This window comes from Chryseobacterium sp. PTM-20240506, from assembly GCF_048296755.1.
Taxonomy (GTDB): Bacteria; Bacteroidota; Bacteroidia; order Flavobacteriales; family Weeksellaceae; genus Chryseobacterium; species Chryseobacterium proteolyticum.
On the sequence record NZ_CP182581.1, the window covers coordinates 818,369 to 843,375 of the forward strand.

Consider the following 25,007-nt stretch of genomic DNA (forward strand, 5'->3'; position numbering starts at 1 on the left):
TTAGAGGCAAAGTTAAAGATTATTGAGTATTCCGGTCTTTTCTCTTTTCTCTTTTCTCTTTTTTCTTTGCTCTATTTACTCTCTTTTTCTATTTTCTTCCCTTAGTCGCTTGTTGTATCAGCTTTTGTATCCTTGTATCTAACCCTTCACTTGAAAGCGTCTGACGAAGACTGTCAACTTTAATAGGAAAGCTTAAAGGGGTAAAAGTATTGGAATATTTTAAAACAATCTTTGATTTTTCTATTCTCTTAAAAGCTTCCACGAGCCTTTGCTCCTGAAGCTGCATGTTGAAGACCTCCGTATAGGCCTGACGAACAAGGAAGTGATTGGGATCATAGTCTTCCAATACTTTAAAAATAAGACCTGCTGAGCTTTGCAAAGCTTTGTTCGATCTTTGTTGTCCGGGAAAATTCTGAATCACCATTCCGGAGATCACGGCAATATCCCTGAATTTTCGCCGGGCCATTTCAGCCGAATTAATACTCGATATTACATCAACCATAAGATTATCCCGGGTCAGGATCTTTTGCAGATTATCTTCATGTATTGGAATCTCCTTATCACTGAACAATTCAAATCCGTAATCGTTCATGGCCATTGAAAATGAAATAGGAGCCAGTTTTGAAATCCTGAAAGCGATCAGGGCTGCCATCACTTCGTGGACTAAACGTCCCTCGAAAGGGTACATAAACAAATGGTAACCTTCTCTGTTTTTAATAAGTTCTACCAGAAACTCATCTTCTCTCGGTATATGGGACCTTTTTTCCTGATTAACCAATAATGGATGTAAAAATTTCAGCTCTTTTTCCGAAGATGAAGGATTCAATGCACCGGAAAGTTTTTCCCTTAAGAAATGCCCCAGATTTGAACTTAAAGGTAACCTTCCTCCAAGATAGCTCGGAGCCAGAGCTTTTCCCTTTGCCAACCGTACATAAACGGTCATATCCTTCACCATTGCTACCTCAAGAACTCTTCCAGCCAAAATGAACTTCTCTTCTTTTTTAAGCTTTGAAATAAAATATTCCTCAACCATTCCGATATAGCCTCCGGAAATAAATTTCACTTTCAGCATGGCATCACTTACAATCGCTCCCATGTTCATTCTGTGCAGCATAGCTATTTTGCGGGAAGTAACTTTAAACAAACCATCTTCCATAATAACTACCTTATGAAACTCCTCATAACTTTTCAGAGCACTGCCGCCAATGGTAAGAAAATCTATTATAGCCTGCCATTCTTCATCCCTTATTTCCTGGAAAGTATAAATGTTTTTAATTCTCTGATAGGTTTCGTCAGGGTAGAAACCATCACCTACAGCTAAAGTCATCAGGAACTGAACCAATACGTCAAAACACAAAACCTGAGGCTCTCTGGGCTCTATAACTTTCTGTTTGACGGCTTCCTTCAATGCTGCCACCTCGATCAGCTCCAGGGAATGGGTAGGAACACAATATATTTTTGAAGTTTCAAAAGGGGAGTGTCCGCTTCTTCCTGCCCGTTGCAGAAATCTTGCGACTCCTTTTGCTGATCCTATCTGGATCACTGTATCAACAGGTTTAAAGTCGATACCTAAATCTAAAGATGAAGTAGAAACAACAGCCTTTAATTTGCCGTTACTTAAGTTTTCTTCAATCCAGATCCTTAAATGAGCATCTATGGAACTATGGTGAATGGCAATTTGCCCGGCAAAATCAGGATATGCATTTAAAAGCAGCTGATACCACATTTCACTCTGGCTTCGGGTATTCGTAAAAACAATGGTAGATTTGGATTCCAGAATGATGGGAACAATTTTATCTGCCAGTTTAGCCCCGAGATACCCAGCCCACGGTAAAATTTCAACTTCATCCGGAAAAACAGGAATGATATCGATCTTTTTATGTTGTTTGACTGTGATCTTCACTTTTTTTACATCATACGGTATCAGAACATCCATTGCTTCTTCAAGATTGCCTATTGTGGCGGTAATTCCCCAGATCTTTAGTGTTGGAGCATATTTTCTGACCTGCGAAATTCCCAGTTCCACCATCACACCTCTTTTGGATCCCAGCAGCTCATGCCATTCATCTACAGCAATACAATGAAGATTCTGGAAGAATCTGACATGATTTTTCTGCCCCAGAAGCAAGTGTAAACTTTCCGGTGTTACGACAAGGATTTCAGGCATATTTTTTACCTGCTGCTGTCTGGTTTTAGGATCAGTGTCACCATTTCTGACACCTACTGTCCAATCCAACCCGATTTCATTGATAGCTTCTTCCATGGCTTTAGCAATATCTTTGGAAAGGGATCGGAGAGGAGTGATCCAGATCATTTTAAGTCCTTTTTTAAATTTCTCAGGATGATTAAGAAAATCTGTAATTAACGCCAAAAACACGGAATAGGTCTTACCAAATCCCGTAGGCGCAATAACCATTCCGCTGTATCCGTTTCCAAATTTCCACCAGGTATCCGTTTGGAATTTAAATGGGGTATTGCCTTTTTCAGCCATCCATTGCTGGATAACCTTAAATCCGTTGGTATGTTCAAAAGCACTCAAACTATTGTATCAGTTTTTTTATTTCTTCAAGATCATCAATTTCATCTACCGTTTTGTCTTTCCGCCATCTTACGATTCTCGGAAAACGTAGAGCCACCCCGCTTTTATGCCTGCTGCTGAAACCTATTCCTTCAAAAGCAATTTCAAAAACAAGTTCCGCCTTTACAGTCCGGACAGGACCGAATTTTTCAATCGCATTCTTATTAACAAACCTGCTTACTTCCATGATCTCCTTATCCGTCAATCCTGAATAAGCCTTAGCAATTGTTACCAGTGAATCTCCATTTTTAACTGCAAAACTGTAGTCTGTATAGTAAGCACTTCGTCGGCCACTTCCTTTTTGAGCATAGATCAGCACTGCGTCAATGGTCATGGGATTGATCTTCCATTTCCACCAATCTCCTTTTTTCCGTCCTGAATGATACGGAGAGTTTTTTTGTTTAAGCATTAAACCCTCACTATTAATATCCCTGGAGCTTTCCCTGATCTGATCCAGTTCCTCCCATTTTTCAAAATCAACGATTGCTGACAGCTTTAATTTTTCGGGATTTTCATTCAGGAATAATTCTTCTAGCATTGCTCTTCTGGCTGAGATAGGCTTTTCGCGCAGATCATTTCCCTCAAGCTCAATAAGATCATAGGCAAATACTTCGATAGGAACATCAGTAAGCATTTTTTTTGTGACATTTTTACGGTTTAACCTTTTCTGTAATTCATTAAAGTTTAAAACTTTATCATCCCTTACCGCAAGTATTTCTCCATCTATGACAAAATTCCCCTGCATGGCCTTTACAGACTCTGCAATTTCAGGAAACTGTTCTGTTACCAACTCTTCACCCCGGGACCAGATGAATACTTCATCATTTCTCCTGATGATCTGCCCGCGGATTCCATCCCACTTGTATTCTACGAGCCATTCATCCGGATTTCCCAATTCCGAAAGCTCTTTCTCCAAAGGATAGGCAAGACAAAATGGATAAGGACGTGAGTTATCTGTATTTACTTTTTCGGCGGAGATCAGTTCCTGGAAAGAAACTTCACCGGGATTCCATTTCCCAATCATACTGTGCATTAGTGCACTGGCTTCCTGTCCGGAATACTTTGTAAGCGCATTAATCAGTGTTTTATCCGATACGCCGATCCTGAAGCTTCCGCCCAGTAATTTATTGAATATTAATCGTTCCGTATAATCCAGCCCATTCCACGATTGTAAGACAAACTCTTTTTTCTCAGCTTCTGTCTTTTCTTTTAAGTTCACAATATCATTCATCCACTGTGAAAGACTTCGTTCTATTTTTTCGGTAGGTTGCGGAAGAATCAGAGAAAGTGTTTCTCCAAGATCCCCGACAGAAGAGTAGCTTTCCTGAAAAAGCCAGAAAGGCAGCTTTGTAATCTCCAAAGCCCATTCTTTCATATAATTTGTATTGACATTCCTTTTGGGTCTTTTGCCTGTAAATAAGGCTATAAACCATACTTTATCTTCATCAGGAGCACGCTCAAGATAATCAATGATCGCATCAATTTTGGCATTGGTTTTATTGGTGCTTTCCAAAGCGTTGATCAGTTCTGCAAAATGTCTCATGATTCGGGGTTTTCAATGATTTCTTTTTCAGCTTCTTCTTCATCGTCGCCAAATTGGGTGGCTACCACATCTGCCTTAATTCCTATCTCATTTAAGTATTTTGAAAAAACTTCAGTCTGGCCATGGGTTACATGTACTATTTCAGCTTCGGTAGCTTTTACAGCTTGTAACAATCCACCCCAATCCGCATGGTCACTCATTGCAAACCCTGCATCAGCACTCCGCCATCTTCTGGCCCCGCGAACCTGCATCCAGCCGGAGCAAATTGCCGTAGCGGCATCCGGTATTTTACGGATAATATTGGTATCCAGTAAAGCAGGCGGAACAATGACAATTTCACCCTGCAGGTGTTTTATGCTTTCTCTGAAATCCGGGATTTCATACTCAGGCAAGATGATTCCGGCACTTTCAAATGCTTCGTTAAGCTTTCCGATAGAGTAGTGGACATGTATCTTACCCAGGCCCTCTACAGCTTTCATGATACGCTGAGCTTTTCCAAGAGAATATCCTACAAAAACTGAAGTCTTGGAATTTTCCTTATTTCTCAACACCCAGTTCTGAAGCTTTTTATTAAGATCCTCAATATCCAGCCAATTATAAATGGGAAGTCCGAAGGTACTCTCAGTAACAAATTCATTACACTTTACCAATTCAAAGGGTGTACTTAATCCATCATCCTGAACCTTATAATCTCCGGAAATCACACTTACATATCCTTTATATTCTAACCTGACCTGGGCAGAACCAATAATATGTCCGGCAGGATGAAGGGAAACTTTTACTCCATTGATCGTGGTAACTTCTCCATATCCTACACTCTGACATTCGATATCGGGACCAATTCTCTGGTATAAAATAGGTTTTGTAAAATCATGGCAAAAATACTTCTTCATTCCCCAACGGGCATGATCAGCATGGCCATGCGTTATAACCGCAAGATCTACAGGACGCCACGGATCTATGTAAAACTGACCCTGGGGGCAGTATATTCCTTTTTTTGTGAATGTAATTAGTTTCAAATGAGGTATATTTTGTTATCGATAAAAGATATAATGCTTTTATAGCGATTTGGTTTAATTTATCATTCAAAAAGCTGACCAATTATCATTAAATCATGAAAAATAATCATTTTTCAGTGTGAACTTCCCAGCAATAAAACATTGGACTTTTCACCAATAAACAAAGACTGTATAAATCTGAAATTTGTCTTATGACTAACCCATAAAAAGTACAAAATGAGTAAGACGATTTTAATTACAGGAGCAGCAAGCGGATTTGGAAAAATAGCAGCTTTCGATTTAGCAAGAAAAGGACACCATGTAATTGCTACAACACAGGTATACCCCCAGATGAGCGACATGATCCGTGAAGCCAAAGAGCAAGGGGTAGAAATGACTGTTGATAAACTGGATGTTACCAATTCAAGAGATATCGCTTATATCTTAAAAAAATATGATATTGATATTTTAATAAGCAACGCCGGTATTATGGAAGGCGGACCTATTGCTGAACAGCCTTTGGATCTTATCCGTTCAATGTTTGAGGTGAATGTATTCGGGGCTTTGGAACTCGCTCAGGGATTCATTAAAAAATTCGTTCAAAAGAAAAGCGGAAAAATAGTATTTACCTCTTCTATGGGAGGTTTGTGGACGGTTCCGTACGTAGCAGCATACTGCGCATCAAAACATGCTCTGGAAGCTATAGCTGAGGGCTTAAAGACAGAACTGGCTCCTTTTAACATCAAAATTGCAACATGCAATCCGGGAGTATTCGGAACCGGTTTTAATGACAGGGGAGTGGATTCCATAAGACATTGGTATGATCCTAAAGAAAACTTCACTCCGGAATCTGCTTTTGCAGGCGCTGAAGAATCATTAGCCCATCAACTGGATCCTCAATCCATGGCAGATGTTATTGTAAATGTTACGTTGGATGACCATAGCAACTTCAGAAATTTGCATCCAAAGGAAACCGAGGATTTTGTAAAACAATTACAAACAGAAGCCTGGAGCGCAAAGAGCTAAAAACACATTTACTTATAGAATGCATGAATATTATTGTTCATGCATTCATTCTCCCATTTAAATTTAAACGACATGAATATTACTTATCACGAAGCAACAAAAGCATTAAACGAATCAATTAAAAAAGCAGAAACACTTGGTATTCCCGTAAGCATCGCCGTTGTAGATACCGGAGGACATCTGGTTTCTTTTGCCCGCTTAGACAGTGTATACGGAGTGATAGATTTTGCTATAAAAAAAGCAAGAACGGCCGTTATGTTCGGAGTAGACACGGAGGTAATGGGAACCATCATTGCTGGCGCAGACATTCACGGATATGGTATGCTGAATTCAAACGGCGGTCTCCTTACGATTGCCGGTGGCGTAGTCATCAGGAATGAAAAAGGGAATATAATAGGTGCTATCGCGTCTTCAGGAGGTACTGTGGAGCAGGATAGAGAAATAGCACTTGAAGGAGCCTCTTCTATTTTTTAAATTTTGCATATTTGTATAATGGCTGAACAATCTGAAATATTATTTAATCAACTGGTGTATTCCTGTGCATTTGAAAAACACAGGGGACATGAGGAATTTATTCCTGATCATTTCCTTGGTTTTCAGCTGTCTGGTGAAACCCACGCTTTCCATGATCAGGGGAAAACCGTTATAAAGGAAAATACAGTGGTTCTGGTGAGAAAAAACCAGCTGATCAGGACCATAAAGTATCCTGCCAAAAGTGCAAAATACCAATTTATTTCTATAACACTGGATAAAGAAACTTTACGGCAATATGCCGCTGAAAATAAAGTAGTAACGGACGATGTATTCCATAATAACAAGAAAATATTCTTTGAATCTGATGCATTCTTTTCGAATTATTTTATTTCGCTTACTCCCTACATCGATAAAACAAAAACAATTAGCTCCAATCTTGCTTCCTTAAAAGTGAAAGAAGCTATTGAGCTTATTTTACAGAGTAATCCTGATTTTAAAAATCTGCTTTTTGATTTTTCCGATCCCCATAAAACGGACCTGAAGGAATTTATGAATAAGAATTTCATCTTTAATCTTTCTATAGATGCCTTTGCAAAGCTTACAGGACGCAGCCTTTCAGGCTTCAAGCGTGATTTTCAGAAGACATTCAATATGCCTCCTAAAAAATGGCTTAAGGAAAAAAGGTTACAGGAAGCGTATTATCTTATCAAACATAAAAATAAAAAACCGGCTGACATCTATCTGGATCTTGGATTTGAAAACCTGTCCCATTTCTATTATTCATTTAAAGAAAAATATGGTCTTACTACTTCTGAAATTTCACCACAGTCAGTATCCTGATGTATTATGATGAATTATATTCAGCAACTTCATCATTGGGCAAAAGGGGATCTGCTTCAGGCTAAAATCATGTTGGCCTGGGCCTTTATTTTTTGTCTACCGCTCATCTGCTATTGTTTTAAAATCAATAAAATCTTTTATAAAGGTCTCATTATTCCATTAATTTTACTGGTCCTCATGCTTTTTGGGTATGGTAGCTATTTATTAATCACAAAAGACAAAGAGGTTCAGAAATTAGAACAGCAGTATTTAGAAAATCAAAAGGAAATTATTAGTAAAGAACAATCCAGAGGAAATGCCAACAGTCAGAGTTATGTCGTTTTTAAAACAATCTGGGGTTCATTGCTTCTGGTTTCCATTGTAATCTACCTTCTGGCAAGCAGTATGTATATAAAAGGTTTTTCAGCAGGGTGTATTATTCTGTTTTTAACTTTATTGATTACAGATACCTTATTTCATGCCAGGCTGAATGTTTATCTTTCTCTTTTACAAGAACTTAACAAGTAAAAGGTAAACATAGAAACAATCTTTTATGAAAAAAACTTTCTGAATTCCAATGGGGATTGGGCCGTCTTTTGTTTGAAAAGTTTACTGAAAGATTGCGGATGCTCAAAACCCAATTCATAGGCAATTTCGCTAACGGACAGACTGGTTGTACTTAGCCGTTCCTTTGCATAGTCGATAAGCCTGTTCTGAATATGGTTCTGCGTGCTTTGCTGAGTGTGAATACGCAACAGACTTCCCAGATAATTAGGAGAAATATTCATTTCTTCAGCAATAGCTTTCACTGTGGGTAAACCATTGCTAATGATCCTTTCATGATCAAAGAATTTAGAAATTGTTTGTTCAAAACGTTCTATGACTTCATGATTGGATTTTTTCCTGGTCAGGAACTGTCTTTCATAAAAACGTTCGGAATATATGAGAAGCAGTTCTATCTGTGCAATGATCAGGTCCTGGGTAAATTTATCGATATTAGACCGGTATTCTTTTTCTATATTCAGCAGAATTTCTACAATAGCTTTTTCCTCTTTGTCTGAAAGAAATAAAGCTTCATTCACTGCATATTGGAAAAAATCATAAGATTTGATCTTTTTGGCAAGTGACGTATTCCACAGAAAATCTGGATGGATCAGAAGTATCCAGCCTGTAGGTTCCACTTTAGCATTCTGATTGATCTCCACCTTTAAAAACTGTAAAGGAGAAACAAATGATAAAACCCCGGAATCAAAATCATACTCCTGCTGTCCGTAGTTAAATTTAGCATTAACATTCCGCTTTAAACCAATAGAATAAAAATTCTGAATCCATTTCATTTCATCATCCTTCACAGGGTAAGAAACCCTGCTATAATCAATCAGACTGATCAGCGGATGTTCAGGTCCTTCAAGATTACAAAAATGATGAAACTCAGAAATCGAATTAAAGCGAAATGTCTTTTCCATATCTTATACTATGATGCTAAATTAGTGAATCAATTTTCTTTGTACAAAATCATACCTCCATGATATAATATCCCTTCTTTAAACTCTCCGTCAGCTGTAAATCCTGTGTCATCTTTATAATCAATATGATTACCTGAAACGATATAACGTCCCTGATAAGCACTTTCTCTTGAGCCACGTGCTTCATCATACCGGTTGTCCGGCAGCAATTCATGACGGACATATCCATCCTCTGTTACCCACATTCCGATGTATTCTTTTGTTTCTTCGATGGTCTTATTCATTTTTATTATGAAAGTTCTGTGTATGCGGTAGACAATGTGTAATTTTTCCACTGTTCCGCATCTTGGTTAATCATATTAATTTTATTTTTAAGTATATCATAGGCATCATTTCCCAGCAATAAATGCACAGGTGGCTGAGCCTCCTTACTTATGGCAATAAGCACTTCAGCAGCCTTCTCCGGATCGTTGGCCTGGTTTCCATTAATTGTATCAAGGTGTAATTGCTCAGATTCACGGGCTGCTTCGTATGCTTTAATGGTATTTTTAGGTGTCCTTACAGAACCTTTAGCAAGAAAATCTGTGCGGAAATAGCCCGGATAAACCACTGTAGCTTTTACGCCGAAAGCTTTAGCTTCTTCAGCAAGAGCTTCAGTGAATCCTGCAACAGCAAATTTAGTAGAACAATAAATTCCCCAACCCGGAAAACTTCCAAATAAACCTCCTACAGAAGCAATGTTAAATATATTTCCGGAACCCTGATTCCGTAAATAAGGCATAACATTTCTGATCACATTTAAGGAGCCAAATACGTTCACATCAAAATTTTCTCTGGCTTCTTCGTCCGATAATTCTTCCAGAGTACCTATCTGGCCATATCCTGCATTATTGACAATAACATCCAATTGTCCGAAATGTGCAATGCTTTTTTCCACAGCCTCTTTTACGCTGGAATCATCTTGTAAATTAACTTCCAATGGTAAAAATGCATCAGAGGCATCACCTATTTCTTTAACCAAAGATTCGGCATTCCGGCTTGTCGCTACAACGCGGTATCCTTCACTTAATAATTTTCTTACCAGACTAAGCCCCAAACCTTTTGAAGCGCCTGTAACAAACCATACTTTTTTTGTTTCCATTTTTTTATTTTTTTGATCTTAATTGATGATACAAAGATCATAAGGAAATCAAAATTTAAGATAACCCGATCAACTAAAAATGTAATCAAATCGTGGAAGAACTTTTTATTCTAATTAAAAGATTGCCTGAATGCCAACGGAGACATATCCGTTTTATTTTTAAACAGCTTGCTGAATGATTGCGGATGCTCGAATCCCAATTCATAGGCAATTTCGCTCACCGATAAATCAGTTGTTGAGAGCTTTTCTTTAGCTTTTTCAATTAATTTCTCATGAATATGCTGCTGGGTAGTTTGTCCGGTAAGTGTTTTTAATAGTGCGCTTAAATAATTATAGGAGAGGTTAAGCTCGCCGGAAATAAACTGCACCGTGGGCAATCCTTTTGATGCGAGATCATGATCATTAAAATAGGCTTCCAGTAATTCTTCAAGTCGGGCCAGGATCTTATGATTGACCGCCTTTCGTGTCATAAACTGCCGTTCATAGAATCTTTCGGAGTAGTTCATCAATGTTTCAAGATGCGAAACAATGATGTTCTGGCTGAATTTATCAAGATTCAAATGGCTCTCCTGTCTGATATTCCCAATGATCTGGTCAAGTATGATTTCTTCCTTATTTGAAAGGAACAGGGATTCAGTTAAGGAATAATCAAAAAATCCATATTGCCTGATCTTTTTTGCCAGTGATGTATTCCACAAAAAATCAGGATGGATAAGCAACATCCATCCCGACTGTTTATTTTCTGAGGTAGTTTCTGCTGCTATCCTGAACACCTGGTTGGAAGAAATGAAAAACATAATACCTTCATCAAAATCACATTCCTGTTGTCCGTACTTTAGCTTGCCGTTCATTCCCCGTTTAACTGAAATATGGTAAAAATCAAGGATCCAGTTGACTTCACCGATATCAGAAGGACGTTTCATTGTACTGTAATCGATCACGCTGATTAAGGGATGCTCTGGTGGTGGCAGCCCTCTTAGCTTATGGTACTCCGTGATCGTTTTTATCCTTATGGTCTTTCTTTGTTCCATATTTAAAAATGTGAATTATAATACCACGAATACAAAATTTCACATTCGTGGTTTATTCTTTACCATGCAACCTTACCATCTTTTCTGAAGAAACTTCCTGTAGGTCCTTCTTTGTCCAAAGTAGCATATTTTACGATAATTTCTGCAGCCTGCTTTGGGCTTTGCGTCCCCATAAAATTATTCAGGTCGGTTGCTGTATAACCCGGCTCAACACTGTTTATTTTAAAATTTGTACCATCGAATTCCCTTGCCAGTAATACTGTAAAAGCATTTAATGCAGTTTTAGAAGCGCTGTAAGCATCATATATCCTATGATTAGGATTCTGTGAACTGTTCTGGATTTCCAGGGAAGCCAGCTGACTGGAAACATTCACAATTCTGGGCTCGTCTGATTTTTTCAGCAGGTTCACCAATTCCTGTGTAGTCTGTACAGCTCCAAAGAAATTGGTTTCAAATATTCCTCTCAGGTTTTCCATTTCACAGGAAGAAATATTTTGTGGCTGCTTACCTGCAATACCTGCATTATTAATTAAGACATCGAGATGGTCTATGCTACTCTCCAGTTCTTTTCTTGCGGATTGTATCGACCTCAAATCCGTTACATCAATTTCCAGCAGATCCACATTATTAAATCCCTCAGCATTTAATTTTTCTACTGCCTCAGTTCCATGAGACCGACTGCGACATCCAAGGTAAACATGATATCCAAGTTTTGCTAATTGCCGGGTAGTTTCAAAACCTATTCCTTTGTTTGCTCCTGTAATCAATACTGTTTTCATATGTTTTATTTATACATACAAAGTTGCGAATGTATCTATCAATTAAAGTAGCCGGATATATGATTGTTGTAGCTGAATATAATATACAAACAAAAATTAAGGTATTTCCTTAGTTTTCAATGTCATAAAAGTTAATTCCCACTTCCTCATCTTTGACCTTTACTATTCTGGTATCCAGCGGATAAAAAATAAATTCTCCGGCACCGCAAATTTTTGCATCCAAAAGATGTCCTGCCAGAGCTGTATAATCCTGTCTGCCTAACGTGATATGCAAATGGAGTAGTGGCTGGCCGTTGAGCTCAGAAACATTCCCGGAAATATTAGAGACTTCCATTTGTTCATTGAACGTTTTATCCACATATTTCTTTGTTGAGGGTACAAAATAACGAAGCGTCGCTTCACTTACAGCACCAATTCCTGTTATTTCTCCCGATTTGATGTCTTGATTTATTACAAAATCGGTCAACGCTTCCACAATACCTGAATGGTTTTTCACACTCACAATATAAGTGGAATTTACTTTTTTAGCAGTCCAATTATTTCCTTTTAAAATAGCAGTACTCGTACTCATCATATTTCAATTTACACTTATTATTTCTTAAGATAATTGATGATCCCGATAACATCATCTTTTCCAAATCCTTCATCATGGGCAGATTGATAGGTTTCAATAAGCGTTTTTGATAAAGGATAATCAGCTCCTGCATTATGGGCTAAAAGGATATCTTTTAACATCAGATCCAGGGCAAATGCCGGTGCATAATCATCATTGATCAGTAGTGGTGTTTTTACTTTTGTGGCACCACTTCCACTTGCACTTTCATTAATTATATCAAGCATGTCCTTCCTGTCGATTCCCAATTTATCTGAAAATAAGACCGTTTCCGCAAGGCCCTGATAGAGCGTAGACAGAAAATAATTCACCGAAAGCTTAGCAGCGATTCCTTTTCCGTTCTCTCCTAAATGTCTGATCTTTCCCAGCTTTTGTAAATAAGGTTCAGCACGATCAAGATCCTTTTCATCACCTCCTGCCATGATGATCAATGTTCCATCAGCTGCAGGTTTGGTACTTCCTGCTACAGGTGCATCGATAAAACCGGCTTCCTTTATCTTAACTGCAGAGGAAATATCATTGGTCGCTTGTGGAGAAATGGTACTCATATCTACGAAAAGTTTTCCATGAATATCCTCTGAAAGAATTTCTTCATATACCTGGCGCACTGCTGTATCATTGGTCAGCATTGTAAAAATAACATCATTGTTTTTTACCAGCTCAGTAACTTTGGTATATACGGTTGACTTCTCCTTAAAATCATTTGCTTTTTCGGTGGTTCTGTTATAGACAGACAAAGGAAATCCTGCTTTTTCTAAATTTTTAGCCATGGGATGCCCCATATTTCCTAATCCGATGAATCCAATTTTTGCGTCTTCCATATTTTTATTTTTTGTAAAATGTAAAAAGTATTAATAATGAATTGAAAGTTGGGAAATACAGCTTAGAGATTAGATGAGCAATGATAATTATGGATGGTTATTCATAACTGCCTCAGATTTCATATCCTGTAACCATTGATTTAAAATCCGGGATTCATAATTTACTTCTTATTTCTTAAGCCTTACAATGTGTTTTTCTATCCAAACAACAATCAACGTATCAAAATTACGCATTCCAAAATCAATTTTATTACCCTTACATTTTTTATAATGAGAAAACTTACAGAAATTTGCAGAAAAAATAAGCAGTATAAAAATGAAGATCATTGATGTTGAAAAGTGGAACAGAAAAGAACATTTTAATTTTTTTTCAAAAATGGCAAGTCCTTATTTTGGTTTTACAGCAGAAGTGGATTGTACAAAAGCTTATGATACTGTAAAAACTAACGGTCATTCTTTTTTTGCCTATTACCTTCATAAATCGATGGTTGCCGTGAATTCTGTTGAAGAACTGAAAATGAGAATTGTTGATGACCAGGTGGTCATTTTCGATGTCATCGATGCGGGAAGTACAATCGCCAGGGCAGACGGAACTTTTGGTTTTTCTTACATTCCTTTTTCAGAAAGCTTTGAAGTTTTCAATAAAGAATTACAAAAAGAAATTCAGGCTGTACAAAGCTCCACAGGATTAAGATTAAGTACTGATAGCGTCACCAAAGCTTTAATAAGACATTCTACTATTCCCTGGAATTCTTTCAGTGCACTGCTGCATCCTACGAATTTTGATAAGACGGAATCTATTCCGAAAATTACATTTGGAAAATACAGCATCCGTAACGGAAGGAAATATTTACCGGTTTCCATAGAAGCTCATCATGGTCTGGCAGACGGTCTTCATCTGGCAAAATACTTCGAAGAATTTCAAAAACAATTGGATTTATAACGAATAATTTTAATGTAATTAAATTATCTTTGCAGGTAATTAAAAGGTTTCTTTTTCTTTCTGACCGGAATTTAAATCCTCGATTTGATTCCGGAAATCAGGAAAGATACTTATCTCATTATTCTATAATTAATTTTGAATTTAAAACGTTAGTATGCAGGCGAGTTCTTCTCAGGGCATTTCCAGAACTGTGATATGGCTGATGGCTATTATTTCAGGGTTGGTAGTTGCCAACAACTATTATAATCAGCCACTATTGGCACTCATTTCAAATGATGTACATATTTCAGAAAGTGCTGCCAGCAAAATATCCGTACTGACCCAGATAGGATATGCACTGGGATTGCTTCTTATTGTTCCGTTGGGTGATAAATTTTTCCGTAAAAAACTGATTTTGATTGATCTTCTTTTGGTTTTCGGATCACTTTTATGGATGACCTTTGCTACTCAACTATGGATGCTGTATGCGGCGAGCTTACTGATCGGAATGACCTCTGTTATTCCGCAGCTTTTTGTTCCTATCGCAGCAGAACTTTCATCTGATGAAAAGAAGTCTTCCAATATAGGATTGGTAATGTCCGGATTACTTTTGGGTATTCTCTTATCCAGGTTTGTAGGGGGAATCCTGGGAGAAATTCTGGGTTGGAGGGCCGTTTTCGGTATTGCGGCAGGCTTGATGATACTCGTTTGGTTTGCAGTGTATAAAATGCTTCCTGAGCTCTCACCAAATTTTAAGGGGACATACAAAGATCTGATGCGTTCTGTATTTCATCTCGCAAGAACACAGCCTGTTTTACAACTGGCCTCTTTCCGGGGCGCAATGGCTTTTGGCTCTATGTGTGCTTTATTCACCACTTTGGTTTTTCATATGGAGAAACCTCCATTTAATGCCGGTTCATCTGTGGTAGGGAGTTTTGGCCTGGCAGGGGCAGTAGGTGCTTTAGCCGCAGCCAAAGTCGGGGCATTCCAAAAGTTCATGAATATCAACAGGATCATATTCTACTCACTACTAATCGTTTTAGGCAGCTGGGCTTTTACCTATTTTGCAGGATACACGTATTGGGGTTTGATTGTAGGAGTCATCCTGGTTGATCTCGGAGTACAATCCAGTCATATTATGAATCAAACCAGTTATTTTCTGATCAGAACCAATGCGGTCAACCGCCTGAATACGGTTTATATGGTCTGCTACTTTATCGGTGGATCATTAGGAACATGGCTGGCATCGGTTGCATGGCATTACGCACAGTGGGAAGGGGTGTGCTTCGTTGGAGCAAGCTTTGGTCTCTTAGCTTTAATCGCTCATTTGATCTTTAGCAGGAAAGTAAGTAAAACATTGTAATCCGCGTTTCTATTCGTAAAACGAAGTAGATCCAAGTTAAATGTAATAAATTTTGTTACATTAAAATTAAATGGTAACTTTGCAGAACATTACAACAAGAATTACAATGAAAATAGAAATATGGTCGGACGTTATGTGTCCGTTTTGTTATATAGGAAAAAATAATTTTGAACAGGCTCTTCAAAAATTGCCATTCAAAGATCAGGTAGAAGTAGAGTGGAAGAGCTTCCAGCTGGATCCTACCTTAAATACAGGTGAAACAAAGAATACACTTACCTACTTCAGAGAGAAAAAAGGCTTTCCTGAGACCCAGGCTACGCAAATGATCAGCCAGGTTACTCAAATGGGAAAAGGGGCTGGTATTGATTTCAATTTTGAAACTGCGCTTATAACCAATACGTTTCCTGCACATAAATTGTTGCAGTTATCTAAAAAATACAACAAGTCCAATGAAATGGAGGAAGCTCTGTTCATCGCCCATTTTATTGATGGCAAAGACGTGGGGGATGTTGATACATTGGCAGAAATTGCAGAATCACTGGGTATTGATAAAGAGGAGGCAAAGCATGCAGTAACTTCAGAGGAATTGACATCAGAAGTCAATGAAGACATCCAACAAGCCAGAAATAATGGAATTACCGGCGTTCCATTTTTTGTTTTAAATGGAAAGTATGCTGTTTCGGGCGCTCAACCTGTTGAAGTTTTTGAAAATGCACTCCAGCAAACGTATAAAGAAACGGTTTCTCCATTCACAGATCTTTCTAATGGAGAAAATGCCTGTGACCCCGATGGATGCAGCATTTAACTGATATAATATTCAGAAGACAATTAAATTACGTTATATAGAAAAACCTGAAGAGATTTTCTTCAGGTTTTTCTTTTGTATTTGTAATTTTATACCCTTATTTATTGTCAGATTATGGATATCCATTTTTACCAACCAAGAAATCCTGTTCTTAAAAAATATATCCAGGGATATTATTTTATGGATAAAGATGAATCTGCTTCGTCTATCAGATATCTGACATTTCCAAACAATTTTTTCATTGTTTCAGCCTGTCAGGATGCCGAGATCAGATCGGATGAAGGCAGTATGGAAATTTATCATTCTCCCATAAAAAATATAGTGATTGATTTGGTCTCCCGATGCACAGGATCTACGGAAATCTTTTATGAGAAACCCATTAATGAAATTACCATCTACTTTAAACCTTTGGGGATCTATCATTTTTTTAATGCTGACAACTGCTTAATTCTAAAAGATAAAATTTTATCTTCGGACTTTCGTGAGGCTATGGATAAGATACTGAATGAACACGGGAAGGAAATACAAATAAAAGCCCTGGAAGATTACCTGCTCTCTAAATTCATTGATAAGCATCTGACTGGAGCCGAAAATATCATCAAAGACCTTGAGAATGATATCAGTATCCTGGACATTGCGGAAAAGAATGGCATTACAAGACAATACGTTAATAAAATTACCAAACGGTTTGTAGCAAAACCAGCCTCCGAATATCGTAAAATAAACCGGTTTCGAAATTCCCTGCTGCGAAACAAACAGGTGAAAAATCTTACGGAATTATCCTATGAAAATCTTTTTTACGACCAGTCTCATTTTATCAAAGATTTTAAGGAACTTACTCAAATAACTCCAAAAACATTCTTCAAAAAAGTTAATACAGAACAAAATAATATCTGGTTATTTATTTAATCTGTTTCCTTTTTTACAATTCTCAATTTTTCCTGCCCCGTACTTTTGTCATGAACTTAAATTATATCTCATGAAGAAAACACTTGTCCTCATATCATTATTATATTCTTTATCATTTGGCTGCCAGAAAACAAACAACCCTGTTGTGAAAGATATTCTGGAAAAGGTCAAAGAGCACTATACAGATAAAGATCTTTATAAAAAGCTTGAAACGGAATTTCAACCGGAAGACTGGGATACACTGACCGGAAAAGAACTGGCTCAGAAGCTTACTGAAAAATTGAGGACTGTGTCCGGTGATCAGCATTTTTTTATTAAATACAAGGACGGTCTAACATCTGAAAACAAGAAAAATGCAAAGGAAACCGCCGCTGAAAATAATTTCCTTAATAGCCTTGAAAATTTCGGATTCGAAAATGTAAAAAGATTGGAAGGGAACATTGGTTATATTAATTTCAAAGGGTTTGCAGAATCCCGTTCAAGTGCAAAAACACTTGCATCAGTAATGGATTTTGTTGCGAATACCAACTCTTTGATTATTGATCTTCGTGAAAACAGAGGAGGTGATAACGGAATGCTTATCTTATTTTGCAGTTATTTTTTCAAAGAAAAAACCAATCTGTATTCTACCTATTTCAGAGACAAAGAAAAAACGGTTCAAAATACTACCCGAACAAAAGTTTTAGGAAAAAAATACCTTGATAAAAATGTCTATATCCTTACGAGCAGGTCTTCTTTTTCTGCTGCGGAAGGATTAGCCTACTTTCTTAAAAACTATAAACTCGCCAAAATCATTGGAGAAAATACCGGAGGGGCGGCAAATCCTGTAGACGAATTTATTATTGCAGATCAATACCTCACCGTTATTCCAGTCGGAAAAATTACAGCCACAATAACCCATGGAAACTGGGAACACACAGGTGTTTCCCCGGATATAAAAACCACAGCGGAAAATGCTTTAAAAACAGCATATATTCTGGCTTTAAAAGAGATCATGAACAGTAAAATACAAACAGAATTAAATAGGGATGAACTGGAAAGTCTTATTGAGAAATTAGAAAATGAGAAAAGCAAGATGGCAATTTAAGCTTATATTTTCCAAATTGTAATACATCATAAAAATCCTTTCTGCACAAATGCTCAGAAAGGATTTTATAGTAAAATTTAAATCTTTAAATGATTAGAAGTCTTTGAAGTTTTTACCCAAATGTTCTTCTATTACAAAGAATGGATCTTCTTTGAGGGTATGTCCTCTCATATCTATAAGACTTACTTTACTCATCATACGAAGCATGATCCTTCTTTCACAGGTATGTTCAACACCATTAATATTTTTTATTCCCGCGCGGAAAGCGGATCTTCCGTGGGCACATAAATGATTATTAACGACGATAACGTCTCCTGCCTGAGGAGTAAAATCTGAATAAATCAGATGTTTTGCTTCCTGCCAGAATTTGCTGAGCGCATGATGGGCAATATCTGTTTGCTTAATATCCGGATTAAACAATTGCTCTGCGGCATCAAATCTCATAAACGGCAGTTCCTTATTTCCGTATAAAATAGCATCTAAAGTATCGATTTCCTCTGCCTCGGTTTTTAGATTCGCATCCTTAGGAATTTTAAAGATCGGATCAAATAAAGGTTTGTAATCTTCATGAATAGATTCATGGGAACGGATAGAGTAAAGGGTAGAAGGTACCTGTTCTTCATTACGGATATACATAAAGCTTAAAAAGTCTGCCTGATGTTTAAGAAAAGCATCTTCCGTATGGACATACAGATCTGTAGCTGATCCTGATCCCGTCTGAGTATCCCGCATTTTTTCATCCGGAATGATCGCATGGATCAGCCCGCCTCCCTTACGCTGTGAATAATACTGTACCGGTTTCGATGGAAGAGCACCATGCAACAAAGCACAGGCAAATCCGTATTGATTGAATTTTGAGTAATCCGCCGATTGCCAGTTGGGTGGAGTCGTTCCTATTTTTTCCTGGTCAATGTCAAAAAGGCCCTGGAAAATCAATGCACCATACTGCTCTCTGGAAAAATCGCTGGCAAATGACGCCAGAACCTTTAATAATCTTTCCGGTAAAAAATAAGAGGCCAGTTGATGAACCTGCATGACAAACTCTCTGTTTTCAAAAGTTCCATATTTTCTTTCGAGATGATCTACCGCGTCTTTGATCATCCTGCGCTCGCTATCTGTAATCTGAATGGCTACAGGAAGTACTCTTTCCATAGTCAAACTGCTTTCTTCAAGAATTTTTAGAGAATTCATTAAAAAAAATTTTGTGTTAGGATTAAATTATTATATTTGTTTTTAATTATTCTAAATAACAATTGCGTTGTCAAATTTATGAATTTTTAATTAAGTACCAAATAAAAAATGCAAAAAAATAAAACTTAACGTATTGATTACGAGATATATAACCTATGTCCAAATAAAAATAAGTCAACACCATTTTTTTTAATCAACGTTATAAATAAATATATGAACAACGAAATTTTGCCTCACGAAGGAGTGATAAACGACACTTTGAATCACTTTTCGGGGAAATTTGAAAACATTTTTCATCAGGATAATTATGATCACTATCGTTCCGCTATCAATGACACTTTAGACCTGGTCGGAACATTTCTTCATAGAAACGACAAACCATTTAGCGGAATAGAAGCTAAAACAATGAAACAAAAGGTTCAGCACATTGACCTGAACCAAAAACTCTCTTCTTATGAAGAGCTCCTGAATGAGGTGGATGACATCTACGTAAAGCATGCCACAGCCTTTCACCTTCCTCAATATGTAGCCCATCTCAATTGCCCTATTGTAATTCCAGCATTAGCCGGAGAAATTCTTGTGAGCGCTATCAACTCTTCACAGGATACTTATGATCAGAGTGCCGGCGGCACTTTTATGGAAAGAAAACTGATTGACTGGACAGCAGAAAGATTAGGGTATTCTTCTGAAAGTGATGGTGTATTCACCGCAGGAGGTTCACAAAGTAATCTGATGGGATTGGTGATGATGCGGGATGTCTTCTCTCAAAAAAACTTACATCACAACATCAAACAAGACGGCTTACCGCCTGAAGCCGGCCGTTTTAGAATTTTCATTTCCGATAAAGCGCATTTCAGCAATTCAAAGAATGCATCTATTATGGGGTTAGGGGAAAAATCCATAATAAAAGTTCCCACTGACCATGAATTCCGGATGGATATTACATTGCTTCAGAAATATATGAAGCGTGAGATCGAATTAGGAAATATTCCTATCGGGATCATAGCAACCGCCGGAACAACAGATTTTGGCAATGTAGACCCATTGGAGGATATTGCGAATATCGCGGCTCAACATAATATCTGGATGCACGTAGATGCAGCATATGGTTGTGCCTTACTTTTAAGCGCGAAATACCGTCATCTTTTAAACGGCATTGAAAAAGCAGATTCTGTAACAATAGATTATCATAAATCATTCTTCCAGCCGATCAGCAGTAGTGCTTTCATTGTTAAAAACAAGAGAGAACTTCGAATCCTTAAACATCATGCCGATTATCTGAATCCTGCAGAAATGGATGAGGAAGAGATTCCTGCACAGATCAATAAGTCTATTATACAAAGTACCCGTCGATTTGACGCCTTAAAACTTTGGTTTACCTTAAGAATAATGGGGCAGGAACAATTGGCTGAATATACCGACAGGGTGATTGATCTTACTAAAGATGCAGCAGCAATGATCACTGAAGACCAGGAATTTGAATTGCTATCGCATACTGACCTTAGTGTATTGGTATTCCGTTATCTGAGAGACGATATTGAAGATCTGAATGCACTGAACTTACATATAAAAATGAAATTGTTCTACAGTGGAGAGATCCTGGTAGCAAGTACCAAGGTTGATGGTAATTTCTATCTGAAATTTACTTTCCTGAATCCTATTACTACTACTGAAGATATTCATCAAATATTAAACACAATAAAAAAGCATGGAGAAAATTTTGGAACAACAAACTAATGTTGCAGAAAAAGCGCTTACCATTACAAGCAGAATCTTATTGAATGGTATGTTGCGGGAACTGGGGAACGGAAGATTTTATGAAGGAGTTCCAAAATATGATACCCTTACAGCCCGGGCACTTCAAAACAGCAATTACCCGCTATACATAAGATTTGAATTAAAAAAGAGCAATCTGTTTTTATTCGCCCCTGTTGCTTATCGTTCCGAAAGTTCATTTCACGATTATGCAATGCCTTTATGGGCCGTTGATCATAAAAATGAAAGCATTTTTGAGGTGGATATCGACCAGCTGACAGCTTTGGTTTATAAAGAGCTTTCTGAGCAATTCAGTGAACAAGGGTTGGAATTATTTACCAAAAGAATCCAAAGCAGCTTCAGAAACCTGGAACTGATCATGAATGCTGGTGCTCAGGAGAATGATCCTGTGTCTTACTCCTTTCTGGAATCTGAGCAGAGGCTTCCGGCAGGGCATAATCTTCATCCTTTTACCAAAGCAAGGATGGGATTTTCAAAAGAAGAACAGCTTTTGTATGGTCCTGAATTCAATAAAGAGATACAGCTTGAGTATTTTTTAGTGCATAAAAACAATGTTGTAGAAAACTCTGTTTTAGAGATCTCCTACAATGAATTTCTGAAAAGCATCGTTTCTCTGCCTTCGGACTTTGGAAAAAATTATCTTAAAGAAGGGGAAAGCCTGTCCGACTTCTATATCGTTCCATGTCATCCCTGGGAAGCCAGTTATCTTTTATCGATAAAAGAAGGCTCGGAAATGATAGAAAACAGGACATTAATTCACATCGGAGCCCTGGGAGAAGGATTTTATTCAACATCTTCTATAAGAAGCATGTACAACCCTCATATTCCATGGATGCCAAAGTTTTCCCTGAATGTTCTTTTAACCGGTTCGATCAGGATCAACACTGAAAAAGATTTAAAAAGAGGCTATGCTTCAGCATTATGGCGTAAGCACGCAGCTTCAGCATTTGAAAAGGATTTTAATCAGTTCAAACTTCTTTTAGAACCTGTAACATTGGCAGTCTACCACAATGATAAAAACATTGATAGTCTTAATTTATTAGTTCGCGAGAATCCGTTTTTACCTGAAGATAAAATACTTTTACTCGCCAGGTTATGCCAGGATGAGCCTGCTGACGGAAAGACTTTTATACAGAAATTTTTCTCGGATGTTTCAGATGTCCTGGGAATGGGTCTTGAAGAATCCATAACCACATGGTTCGAAAAGTATATTAAACTATTAATCGCTCCATTAAACCACTTATACAGCCATTATGGAATGGCTCCTGAGGCTCATCAGCAGAACCTGTTGATTCAGCTGGATGATCAATTGCTTCCTCAAACACTTTTTGTAAGAGATGCACAGGGTTATCTCCTCAGAGAAAGTTCGAGAGACCAGTATACCGGGCTGGCTAAAGAATATCCGGAGATTGAGGATCTCTTTATCAAAGATGAGCGTCTTTTAGATATCATTTCTTATCATGTACTGGTGAGCAATTTTTCAGCACTTATCGCCTCATTAGGAAAAACAGGGTGGATAAGTGAACGAATGCTGATTGATATATTATACCGGGAGTTTGATGCCGTTCACCATGAGATGCCTTCAGCGTTTACCAACTATGCCCTTCAAAACAGGTATTGGGGAACCAAAACAAACTTTAAGGCAGTAGCCAATGAGATTGATGGAATTACCAGTGCCGGGGCTATTTCTTATGCCAGGATTCCCAATCTTCTTTACAAATATTTCTTCTCGGATCAGCTGATCAATCCAAAAGGAAACGATGTGTTCTTCAGGCGTTATTTTCAGAAAGAAGATGTTACAATCAGTATGCGTCCTATTAACCTTGATGAAGATCTTGAAATGCTTCATGAATGGTTCAATCGTGAGCATGCTGTAAAAATATGGCAGATGAACTGGCCGATTGACGAGCTGGAAACCTATTACCGACTGATGTTACCGGGTGACGAAGCCCACAGCTATATTATTTCGAGTAATGATGAACCTTCCTGCAATATTGAAGTTTACTGGCCATGCCGGGATATTGTGGGAGATTATTATGATGTAATGCCTACAGACTATGGGACGCATCAGTTTATAGCTCCGACAGATCCTAAAAAGAAATATGTTTCTCCTTCCACACAATCTATGGTAGATTACGTATTTGCCCAACCGGAAGTTGGAAAAATGGTAGGAGAAGGCTCTGTAGATTCTTTTGCATCCATGATGAATAAGGCACATGTAGGCTTCAAAATAGAAAAAATCATTGAAATGCCACACAAAAAAGCCAATCTGAACTTCTGCTACAGAGAATGGTATTGGGAAAAATTCCCACAAAACAAAGATGTACAAATCACCGCAAAAATCGCTGAACATGACTAATGAAACCATATATAATGTAATAGGAATAGGTATCGGGCCTTTTAATTTAGGGCTAGCTGCTTTATCCAATCCTATATCTGAATTAAAAACACTTTTTCTTGATCAAAGGGATGGCTTCGACTGGCATCCGGGATTAATGATAGACCACGTAACCCTTCAGACACCGTTTTTGTGTGACTGTGTTTCGATGGCAGATCCTACCAATCCCTTAAGCCTTCTTAATTATCTTAAAGAAACCAACAGGTTATATAAATTCTTTATCAGGGAAGATTTCTTCATTCCCCGAAAAGAATACAACCGCTATTGTCAATGGGTAGTCAGCCAATTGCCACAATGCCGTTTTTCCACACAGGTTGTCGATATTATTTATGAAGACGGACTTTATCTGATTACCACGCTTCACACCAAAACCAAGGAGGCGGTAGTTTTTAAAGCGGAAAGACTCATCCTTGGTACCGGGACACAGCCCCATATTCCTTCATTTATTCCCAAAGAAGATTCCAGGATCCTTCATACAAGTTCTTATTTGTACAGAAAAGAGGAGCTTTTAGCTAAAGGCCGTAAAATAGCCGTAATTGGTTCAGGGCAAAGTGCTGCGGAAGTCTTTTACGATCTTCTTCAAAGCCGCAATGAAAATACGGAATTAGGATGGTATTCCCGACCTGACCGGTTTTTCCCGATGGAATATTCAAAGCTTACCTTAGAGCTTACTTCCCCTGATTACGTAGATTATTTTTACAGCAGAAACGAAGCTGCCCGCAAAGCTATCTTAAGCAAGCAACAGGCACAGTTTAAAGGGATCAATTATGACCTGATCAACCAGATCTACGATTTTATCTATGATCTGAATATTGATAATGCCGATCCAAAGCTTACGATCATTCCCAACAGCCAGCTGGATCGGGTAGATAACAGCAATACAGAACGTCTTACCCTTGAATTTACACAATTGGAACAGGATATCCCTTATGAACAGGAAGCTGATTATCTCGTAATTGGAACAGGATACCGTTATCATGAACCTTCATTCTTAAAAAATATTGAATCAAGAATTAAAAGGGATTCCAACGGGTTATTTGCCGTGAACAGAAATTACTCAATAGATCATAACGGAGGTGAAATTTATGTGCTTCATGCAGAAGTCCATACCCATAGCTATATTTCTACCGACCTTGGAATGGCGGCTTACCGTAATTCTTATATCATCAATGATATTCTGGGAAGGGAGCATTATAAAATAGAAAAGAAAATAGCCTTCCAGGATTTTGACGTTGAAAAACACGCAATGCCAACCGCCAAAATATAA

General features: G+C 37.8%; 23 protein-coding genes. 12 read left to right on the forward strand and 11 right to left on the reverse strand.

Annotation, left to right across the window (positions count from 1 at the left end; translation table 11 throughout):
* Positions 1-88: 88 nt before the first annotated feature.
* The 3 genes from ACNFU2_RS03500 to ACNFU2_RS03510 are packed head-to-tail and all read right to left on the reverse strand — an operon-like array spanning position 89 to position 5,140.
* On the reverse strand, positions 89-2,539 hold the full coding sequence (locus tag ACNFU2_RS03500) for a ligase-associated DNA damage response DEXH box helicase (protein ID WP_418123747.1): 2,451 nt from the start codon (positions 2,537-2,539) through the stop codon (positions 89-91).
* 1 nt (position 2,540) lies between these two features.
* Positions 2,541-4,121, reverse strand: a complete 1,581-nt coding sequence (locus ACNFU2_RS03505) for an ATP-dependent DNA ligase (RefSeq protein ID WP_418123749.1) — start codon at positions 4,119-4,121, stop codon at positions 2,541-2,543.
* Entirely contained in the window at positions 4,118-5,140 is a 1,023-nt protein-coding gene (locus tag ACNFU2_RS03510; RefSeq protein WP_418123751.1) for a ligase-associated DNA damage response exonuclease, read from the reverse strand. Before ACNFU2_RS03510 ends, ACNFU2_RS03505 begins: the two co-directional genes overlap by 4 nt.
* 216 nt (positions 5,141-5,356) lie before the next feature.
* Between ACNFU2_RS03510 and ACNFU2_RS03515 the strand changes: the two genes are divergently transcribed.
* The 4 genes from ACNFU2_RS03515 to ACNFU2_RS03530 all read left to right on the forward strand — a co-directional run bounded on the left by ACNFU2_RS03515 (position 5,357) and on the right by ACNFU2_RS03530 (position 7,966).
* Positions 5,357-6,145, forward strand: coding sequence for an SDR family oxidoreductase (locus tag ACNFU2_RS03515; RefSeq protein WP_273647981.1), 789 nt, complete (start codon positions 5,357-5,359; stop codon positions 6,143-6,145).
* Positions 6,146-6,217: 72 nt separating this feature from the next.
* Entirely contained in the window at positions 6,218-6,619 is a 402-nt protein-coding gene (locus ACNFU2_RS03520) for a GlcG/HbpS family heme-binding protein (protein WP_418123752.1), read from the forward strand.
* 18 nt (positions 6,620-6,637) lie between these two features.
* Complete coding sequence (locus ACNFU2_RS03525; protein WP_418123753.1) at positions 6,638-7,459, forward strand: helix-turn-helix domain-containing protein; 822 nt, start codon at positions 6,638-6,640, stop codon at positions 7,457-7,459.
* Between the two features lie 6 nt (positions 7,460-7,465).
* A complete protein-coding gene (locus tag ACNFU2_RS03530; protein WP_418123755.1) occupies positions 7,466-7,966 on the forward strand; it encodes a hypothetical protein in 501 nt (166 codons plus the stop codon).
* A gap of 23 nt (positions 7,967-7,989) precedes the next feature.
* Here the strand turns inward: ACNFU2_RS03530 and ACNFU2_RS03535 are convergent, their stop codons facing one another.
* The 7 genes from ACNFU2_RS03535 to ACNFU2_RS03565 all read right to left on the reverse strand — a co-directional run bounded on the left by ACNFU2_RS03535 (position 7,990) and on the right by ACNFU2_RS03565 (position 13,289).
* Positions 7,990-8,904 (reverse strand): helix-turn-helix domain-containing protein, encoded by a 915-nt coding sequence (locus ACNFU2_RS03535; protein WP_172282815.1) that lies wholly within the window; start codon positions 8,902-8,904, stop codon positions 7,990-7,992.
* Positions 8,905-8,933: 29 nt separating this feature from the next.
* A complete protein-coding gene (locus tag ACNFU2_RS03540) occupies positions 8,934-9,188 on the reverse strand; it encodes an Atu4866 domain-containing protein (RefSeq protein WP_418123757.1) in 255 nt (84 codons plus the stop codon).
* Positions 9,189-9,193: 5 nt separating this feature from the next.
* On the reverse strand, positions 9,194-10,045 hold the full coding sequence (locus ACNFU2_RS03545) for an SDR family NAD(P)-dependent oxidoreductase (RefSeq protein ID WP_172282811.1): 852 nt from the start codon (positions 10,043-10,045) through the stop codon (positions 9,194-9,196).
* Between the two features lie 110 nt (positions 10,046-10,155).
* The gene (locus ACNFU2_RS03550; protein ID WP_306612292.1) at positions 10,156-11,076 is read right to left on the reverse strand and encodes a helix-turn-helix domain-containing protein; all 921 of its coding nucleotides are present in this window, start codon (positions 11,074-11,076) and stop codon (positions 10,156-10,158) included.
* A gap of 59 nt (positions 11,077-11,135) precedes the next feature.
* The gene (locus ACNFU2_RS03555; RefSeq protein WP_273647987.1) at positions 11,136-11,855 is read right to left on the reverse strand and encodes an SDR family oxidoreductase; all 720 of its coding nucleotides are present in this window, start codon (positions 11,853-11,855) and stop codon (positions 11,136-11,138) included.
* 109 nt (positions 11,856-11,964) lie between these two features.
* Positions 11,965-12,426 carry a PPC domain-containing DNA-binding protein gene (locus tag ACNFU2_RS03560; RefSeq protein ID WP_306612295.1) on the reverse strand — a complete coding sequence of 154 codons (462 nt, stop codon included), beginning with the start codon at positions 12,424-12,426 and terminating at the stop codon, positions 11,965-11,967.
* A 20-nt stretch (positions 12,427-12,446) separates the two neighbouring features.
* On the reverse strand, positions 12,447-13,289 hold the full coding sequence (locus ACNFU2_RS03565) for an NAD(P)-dependent oxidoreductase (RefSeq protein WP_273647989.1): 843 nt from the start codon (positions 13,287-13,289) through the stop codon (positions 12,447-12,449).
* Between the two features lie 316 nt (positions 13,290-13,605).
* Between ACNFU2_RS03565 and ACNFU2_RS03570 the strand changes: the two genes are divergently transcribed.
* The 5 genes from ACNFU2_RS03570 (at position 13,606) to ACNFU2_RS03590 (ending at position 18,375) form a co-directional block, all read left to right on the forward strand.
* Positions 13,606-14,232: a chloramphenicol acetyltransferase gene (locus tag ACNFU2_RS03570; RefSeq protein ID WP_273647990.1), complete on the forward strand. Its 627-nt coding sequence runs from the start codon at positions 13,606-13,608 to the stop codon at positions 14,230-14,232.
* Between the two features lie 154 nt (positions 14,233-14,386).
* Positions 14,387-15,574: an MFS transporter gene (locus ACNFU2_RS03575; RefSeq protein ID WP_273647991.1), complete on the forward strand. Its 1,188-nt coding sequence runs from the start codon at positions 14,387-14,389 to the stop codon at positions 15,572-15,574.
* A gap of 106 nt (positions 15,575-15,680) precedes the next feature.
* The gene (locus ACNFU2_RS03580) at positions 15,681-16,379 is read left to right on the forward strand and encodes a DsbA family oxidoreductase (protein WP_273647992.1); all 699 of its coding nucleotides are present in this window, start codon (positions 15,681-15,683) and stop codon (positions 16,377-16,379) included.
* A 114-nt stretch (positions 16,380-16,493) separates the two neighbouring features.
* Complete coding sequence (locus ACNFU2_RS03585; RefSeq protein ID WP_273647993.1) at positions 16,494-17,288, forward strand: helix-turn-helix domain-containing protein; 795 nt, start codon at positions 16,494-16,496, stop codon at positions 17,286-17,288.
* A gap of 70 nt (positions 17,289-17,358) precedes the next feature.
* Positions 17,359-18,375 (forward strand): S41 family peptidase, encoded by a 1,017-nt coding sequence (locus ACNFU2_RS03590; RefSeq protein ID WP_273647994.1) that lies wholly within the window; start codon positions 17,359-17,361, stop codon positions 18,373-18,375.
* Between the two features lie 93 nt (positions 18,376-18,468).
* On the opposite strand, the gene ACNFU2_RS03595 is transcribed toward ACNFU2_RS03590, so the two are convergent.
* A complete protein-coding gene (locus tag ACNFU2_RS03595; protein WP_273647995.1) occupies positions 18,469-19,566 on the reverse strand; it encodes a taurine catabolism dioxygenase TauD in 1,098 nt (365 codons plus the stop codon).
* A 213-nt stretch (positions 19,567-19,779) separates the two neighbouring features.
* Between ACNFU2_RS03595 and ACNFU2_RS03600 the strand changes: the two genes are divergently transcribed.
* Genes ACNFU2_RS03600 through ACNFU2_RS03610 form a run of 3 tightly spaced genes read left to right on the forward strand, consistent with a single transcriptional unit; the run spans position 19,780 to position 25,007 of the window.
* On the forward strand, positions 19,780-21,303 hold the full coding sequence (locus ACNFU2_RS03600; protein WP_306612301.1) for a pyridoxal phosphate-dependent decarboxylase family protein: 1,524 nt from the start codon (positions 19,780-19,782) through the stop codon (positions 21,301-21,303).
* Positions 21,275-23,701, forward strand: coding sequence for a GNAT family N-acetyltransferase (locus tag ACNFU2_RS03605; protein WP_273647997.1), 2,427 nt, complete (start codon positions 21,275-21,277; stop codon positions 23,699-23,701). The genes ACNFU2_RS03600 and ACNFU2_RS03605 overlap by 29 nt, the downstream gene beginning before the upstream one ends.
* Positions 23,694-25,007 carry a lysine N(6)-hydroxylase/L-ornithine N(5)-oxygenase family protein gene (locus tag ACNFU2_RS03610; protein WP_273647998.1) on the forward strand — a complete coding sequence of 438 codons (1,314 nt, stop codon included), beginning with the start codon at positions 23,694-23,696 and terminating at the stop codon, positions 25,005-25,007. The genes ACNFU2_RS03605 and ACNFU2_RS03610 overlap by 8 nt, the downstream gene beginning before the upstream one ends.

What these genes read in the sequence shown, in the direction of transcription:
- ACNFU2_RS03505 (WP_418123749.1), bottom strand. Translation starts at nt 4,121, where the DNA reads ATGAGACATTTTGCAGAACTGATCAACGCTTTGGAAAGCACCAATAAA.
- ACNFU2_RS03515 (WP_273647981.1), top strand. Translation starts at nt 5,357, where the DNA reads ATGAGTAAGACGATTTTAATTACAGGAGCAGCAAGCGGATTTGGAAAA.
- ACNFU2_RS03520 (WP_418123752.1), top strand. Translation starts at nt 6,218, where the DNA reads ATGAATATTACTTATCACGAAGCAACAAAAGCATTAAACGAATCAATT.
- ACNFU2_RS03525 (WP_418123753.1), top strand. Translation starts at nt 6,638, where the DNA reads ATGGCTGAACAATCTGAAATATTATTTAATCAACTGGTGTATTCCTGT.
- ACNFU2_RS03530 (WP_418123755.1), top strand. Translation starts at nt 7,466, where the DNA reads ATGATGAATTATATTCAGCAACTTCATCATTGGGCAAAAGGGGATCTG.
- ACNFU2_RS03535 (WP_172282815.1), bottom strand. Translation starts at nt 8,904, where the DNA reads ATGGAAAAGACATTTCGCTTTAATTCGATTTCTGAGTTTCATCATTTT.
- ACNFU2_RS03540 (WP_418123757.1), bottom strand. Translation starts at nt 9,188, where the DNA reads ATGAATAAGACCATCGAAGAAACAAAAGAATACATCGGAATGTGGGTA.
- ACNFU2_RS03545 (WP_172282811.1), bottom strand. Translation starts at nt 10,045, where the DNA reads ATGGAAACAAAAAAAGTATGGTTTGTTACAGGCGCTTCAAAAGGTTTG.
- ACNFU2_RS03550 (WP_306612292.1), bottom strand. Translation starts at nt 11,076, where the DNA reads ATGGAACAAAGAAAGACCATAAGGATAAAAACGATCACGGAGTACCAT.
- ACNFU2_RS03555 (WP_273647987.1), bottom strand. Translation starts at nt 11,855, where the DNA reads ATGAAAACAGTATTGATTACAGGAGCAAACAAAGGAATAGGTTTTGAA.
- ACNFU2_RS03560 (WP_306612295.1), bottom strand. Translation starts at nt 12,426, where the DNA reads ATGAGTACGAGTACTGCTATTTTAAAAGGAAATAATTGGACTGCTAAA.
- ACNFU2_RS03565 (WP_273647989.1), bottom strand. Translation starts at nt 13,289, where the DNA reads ATGGAAGACGCAAAAATTGGATTCATCGGATTAGGAAATATGGGGCAT.
- ACNFU2_RS03570 (WP_273647990.1), top strand. Translation starts at nt 13,606, where the DNA reads ATGAAGATCATTGATGTTGAAAAGTGGAACAGAAAAGAACATTTTAAT.
- ACNFU2_RS03575 (WP_273647991.1), top strand. Translation starts at nt 14,387, where the DNA reads ATGCAGGCGAGTTCTTCTCAGGGCATTTCCAGAACTGTGATATGGCTG.
- ACNFU2_RS03580 (WP_273647992.1), top strand. Translation starts at nt 15,681, where the DNA reads ATGAAAATAGAAATATGGTCGGACGTTATGTGTCCGTTTTGTTATATA.
- ACNFU2_RS03585 (WP_273647993.1), top strand. Translation starts at nt 16,494, where the DNA reads ATGGATATCCATTTTTACCAACCAAGAAATCCTGTTCTTAAAAAATAT.
- ACNFU2_RS03590 (WP_273647994.1), top strand. Translation starts at nt 17,359, where the DNA reads ATGAAGAAAACACTTGTCCTCATATCATTATTATATTCTTTATCATTT.
- ACNFU2_RS03595 (WP_273647995.1), bottom strand. Translation starts at nt 19,566, where the DNA reads ATGAATTCTCTAAAAATTCTTGAAGAAAGCAGTTTGACTATGGAAAGA.
- ACNFU2_RS03600 (WP_306612301.1), top strand. Translation starts at nt 19,780, where the DNA reads ATGAACAACGAAATTTTGCCTCACGAAGGAGTGATAAACGACACTTTG.
- ACNFU2_RS03605 (WP_273647997.1), top strand. Translation starts at nt 21,275, where the DNA reads ATGGAGAAAATTTTGGAACAACAAACTAATGTTGCAGAAAAAGCGCTT.
- ACNFU2_RS03610 (WP_273647998.1), top strand. Translation starts at nt 23,694, where the DNA reads ATGACTAATGAAACCATATATAATGTAATAGGAATAGGTATCGGGCCT.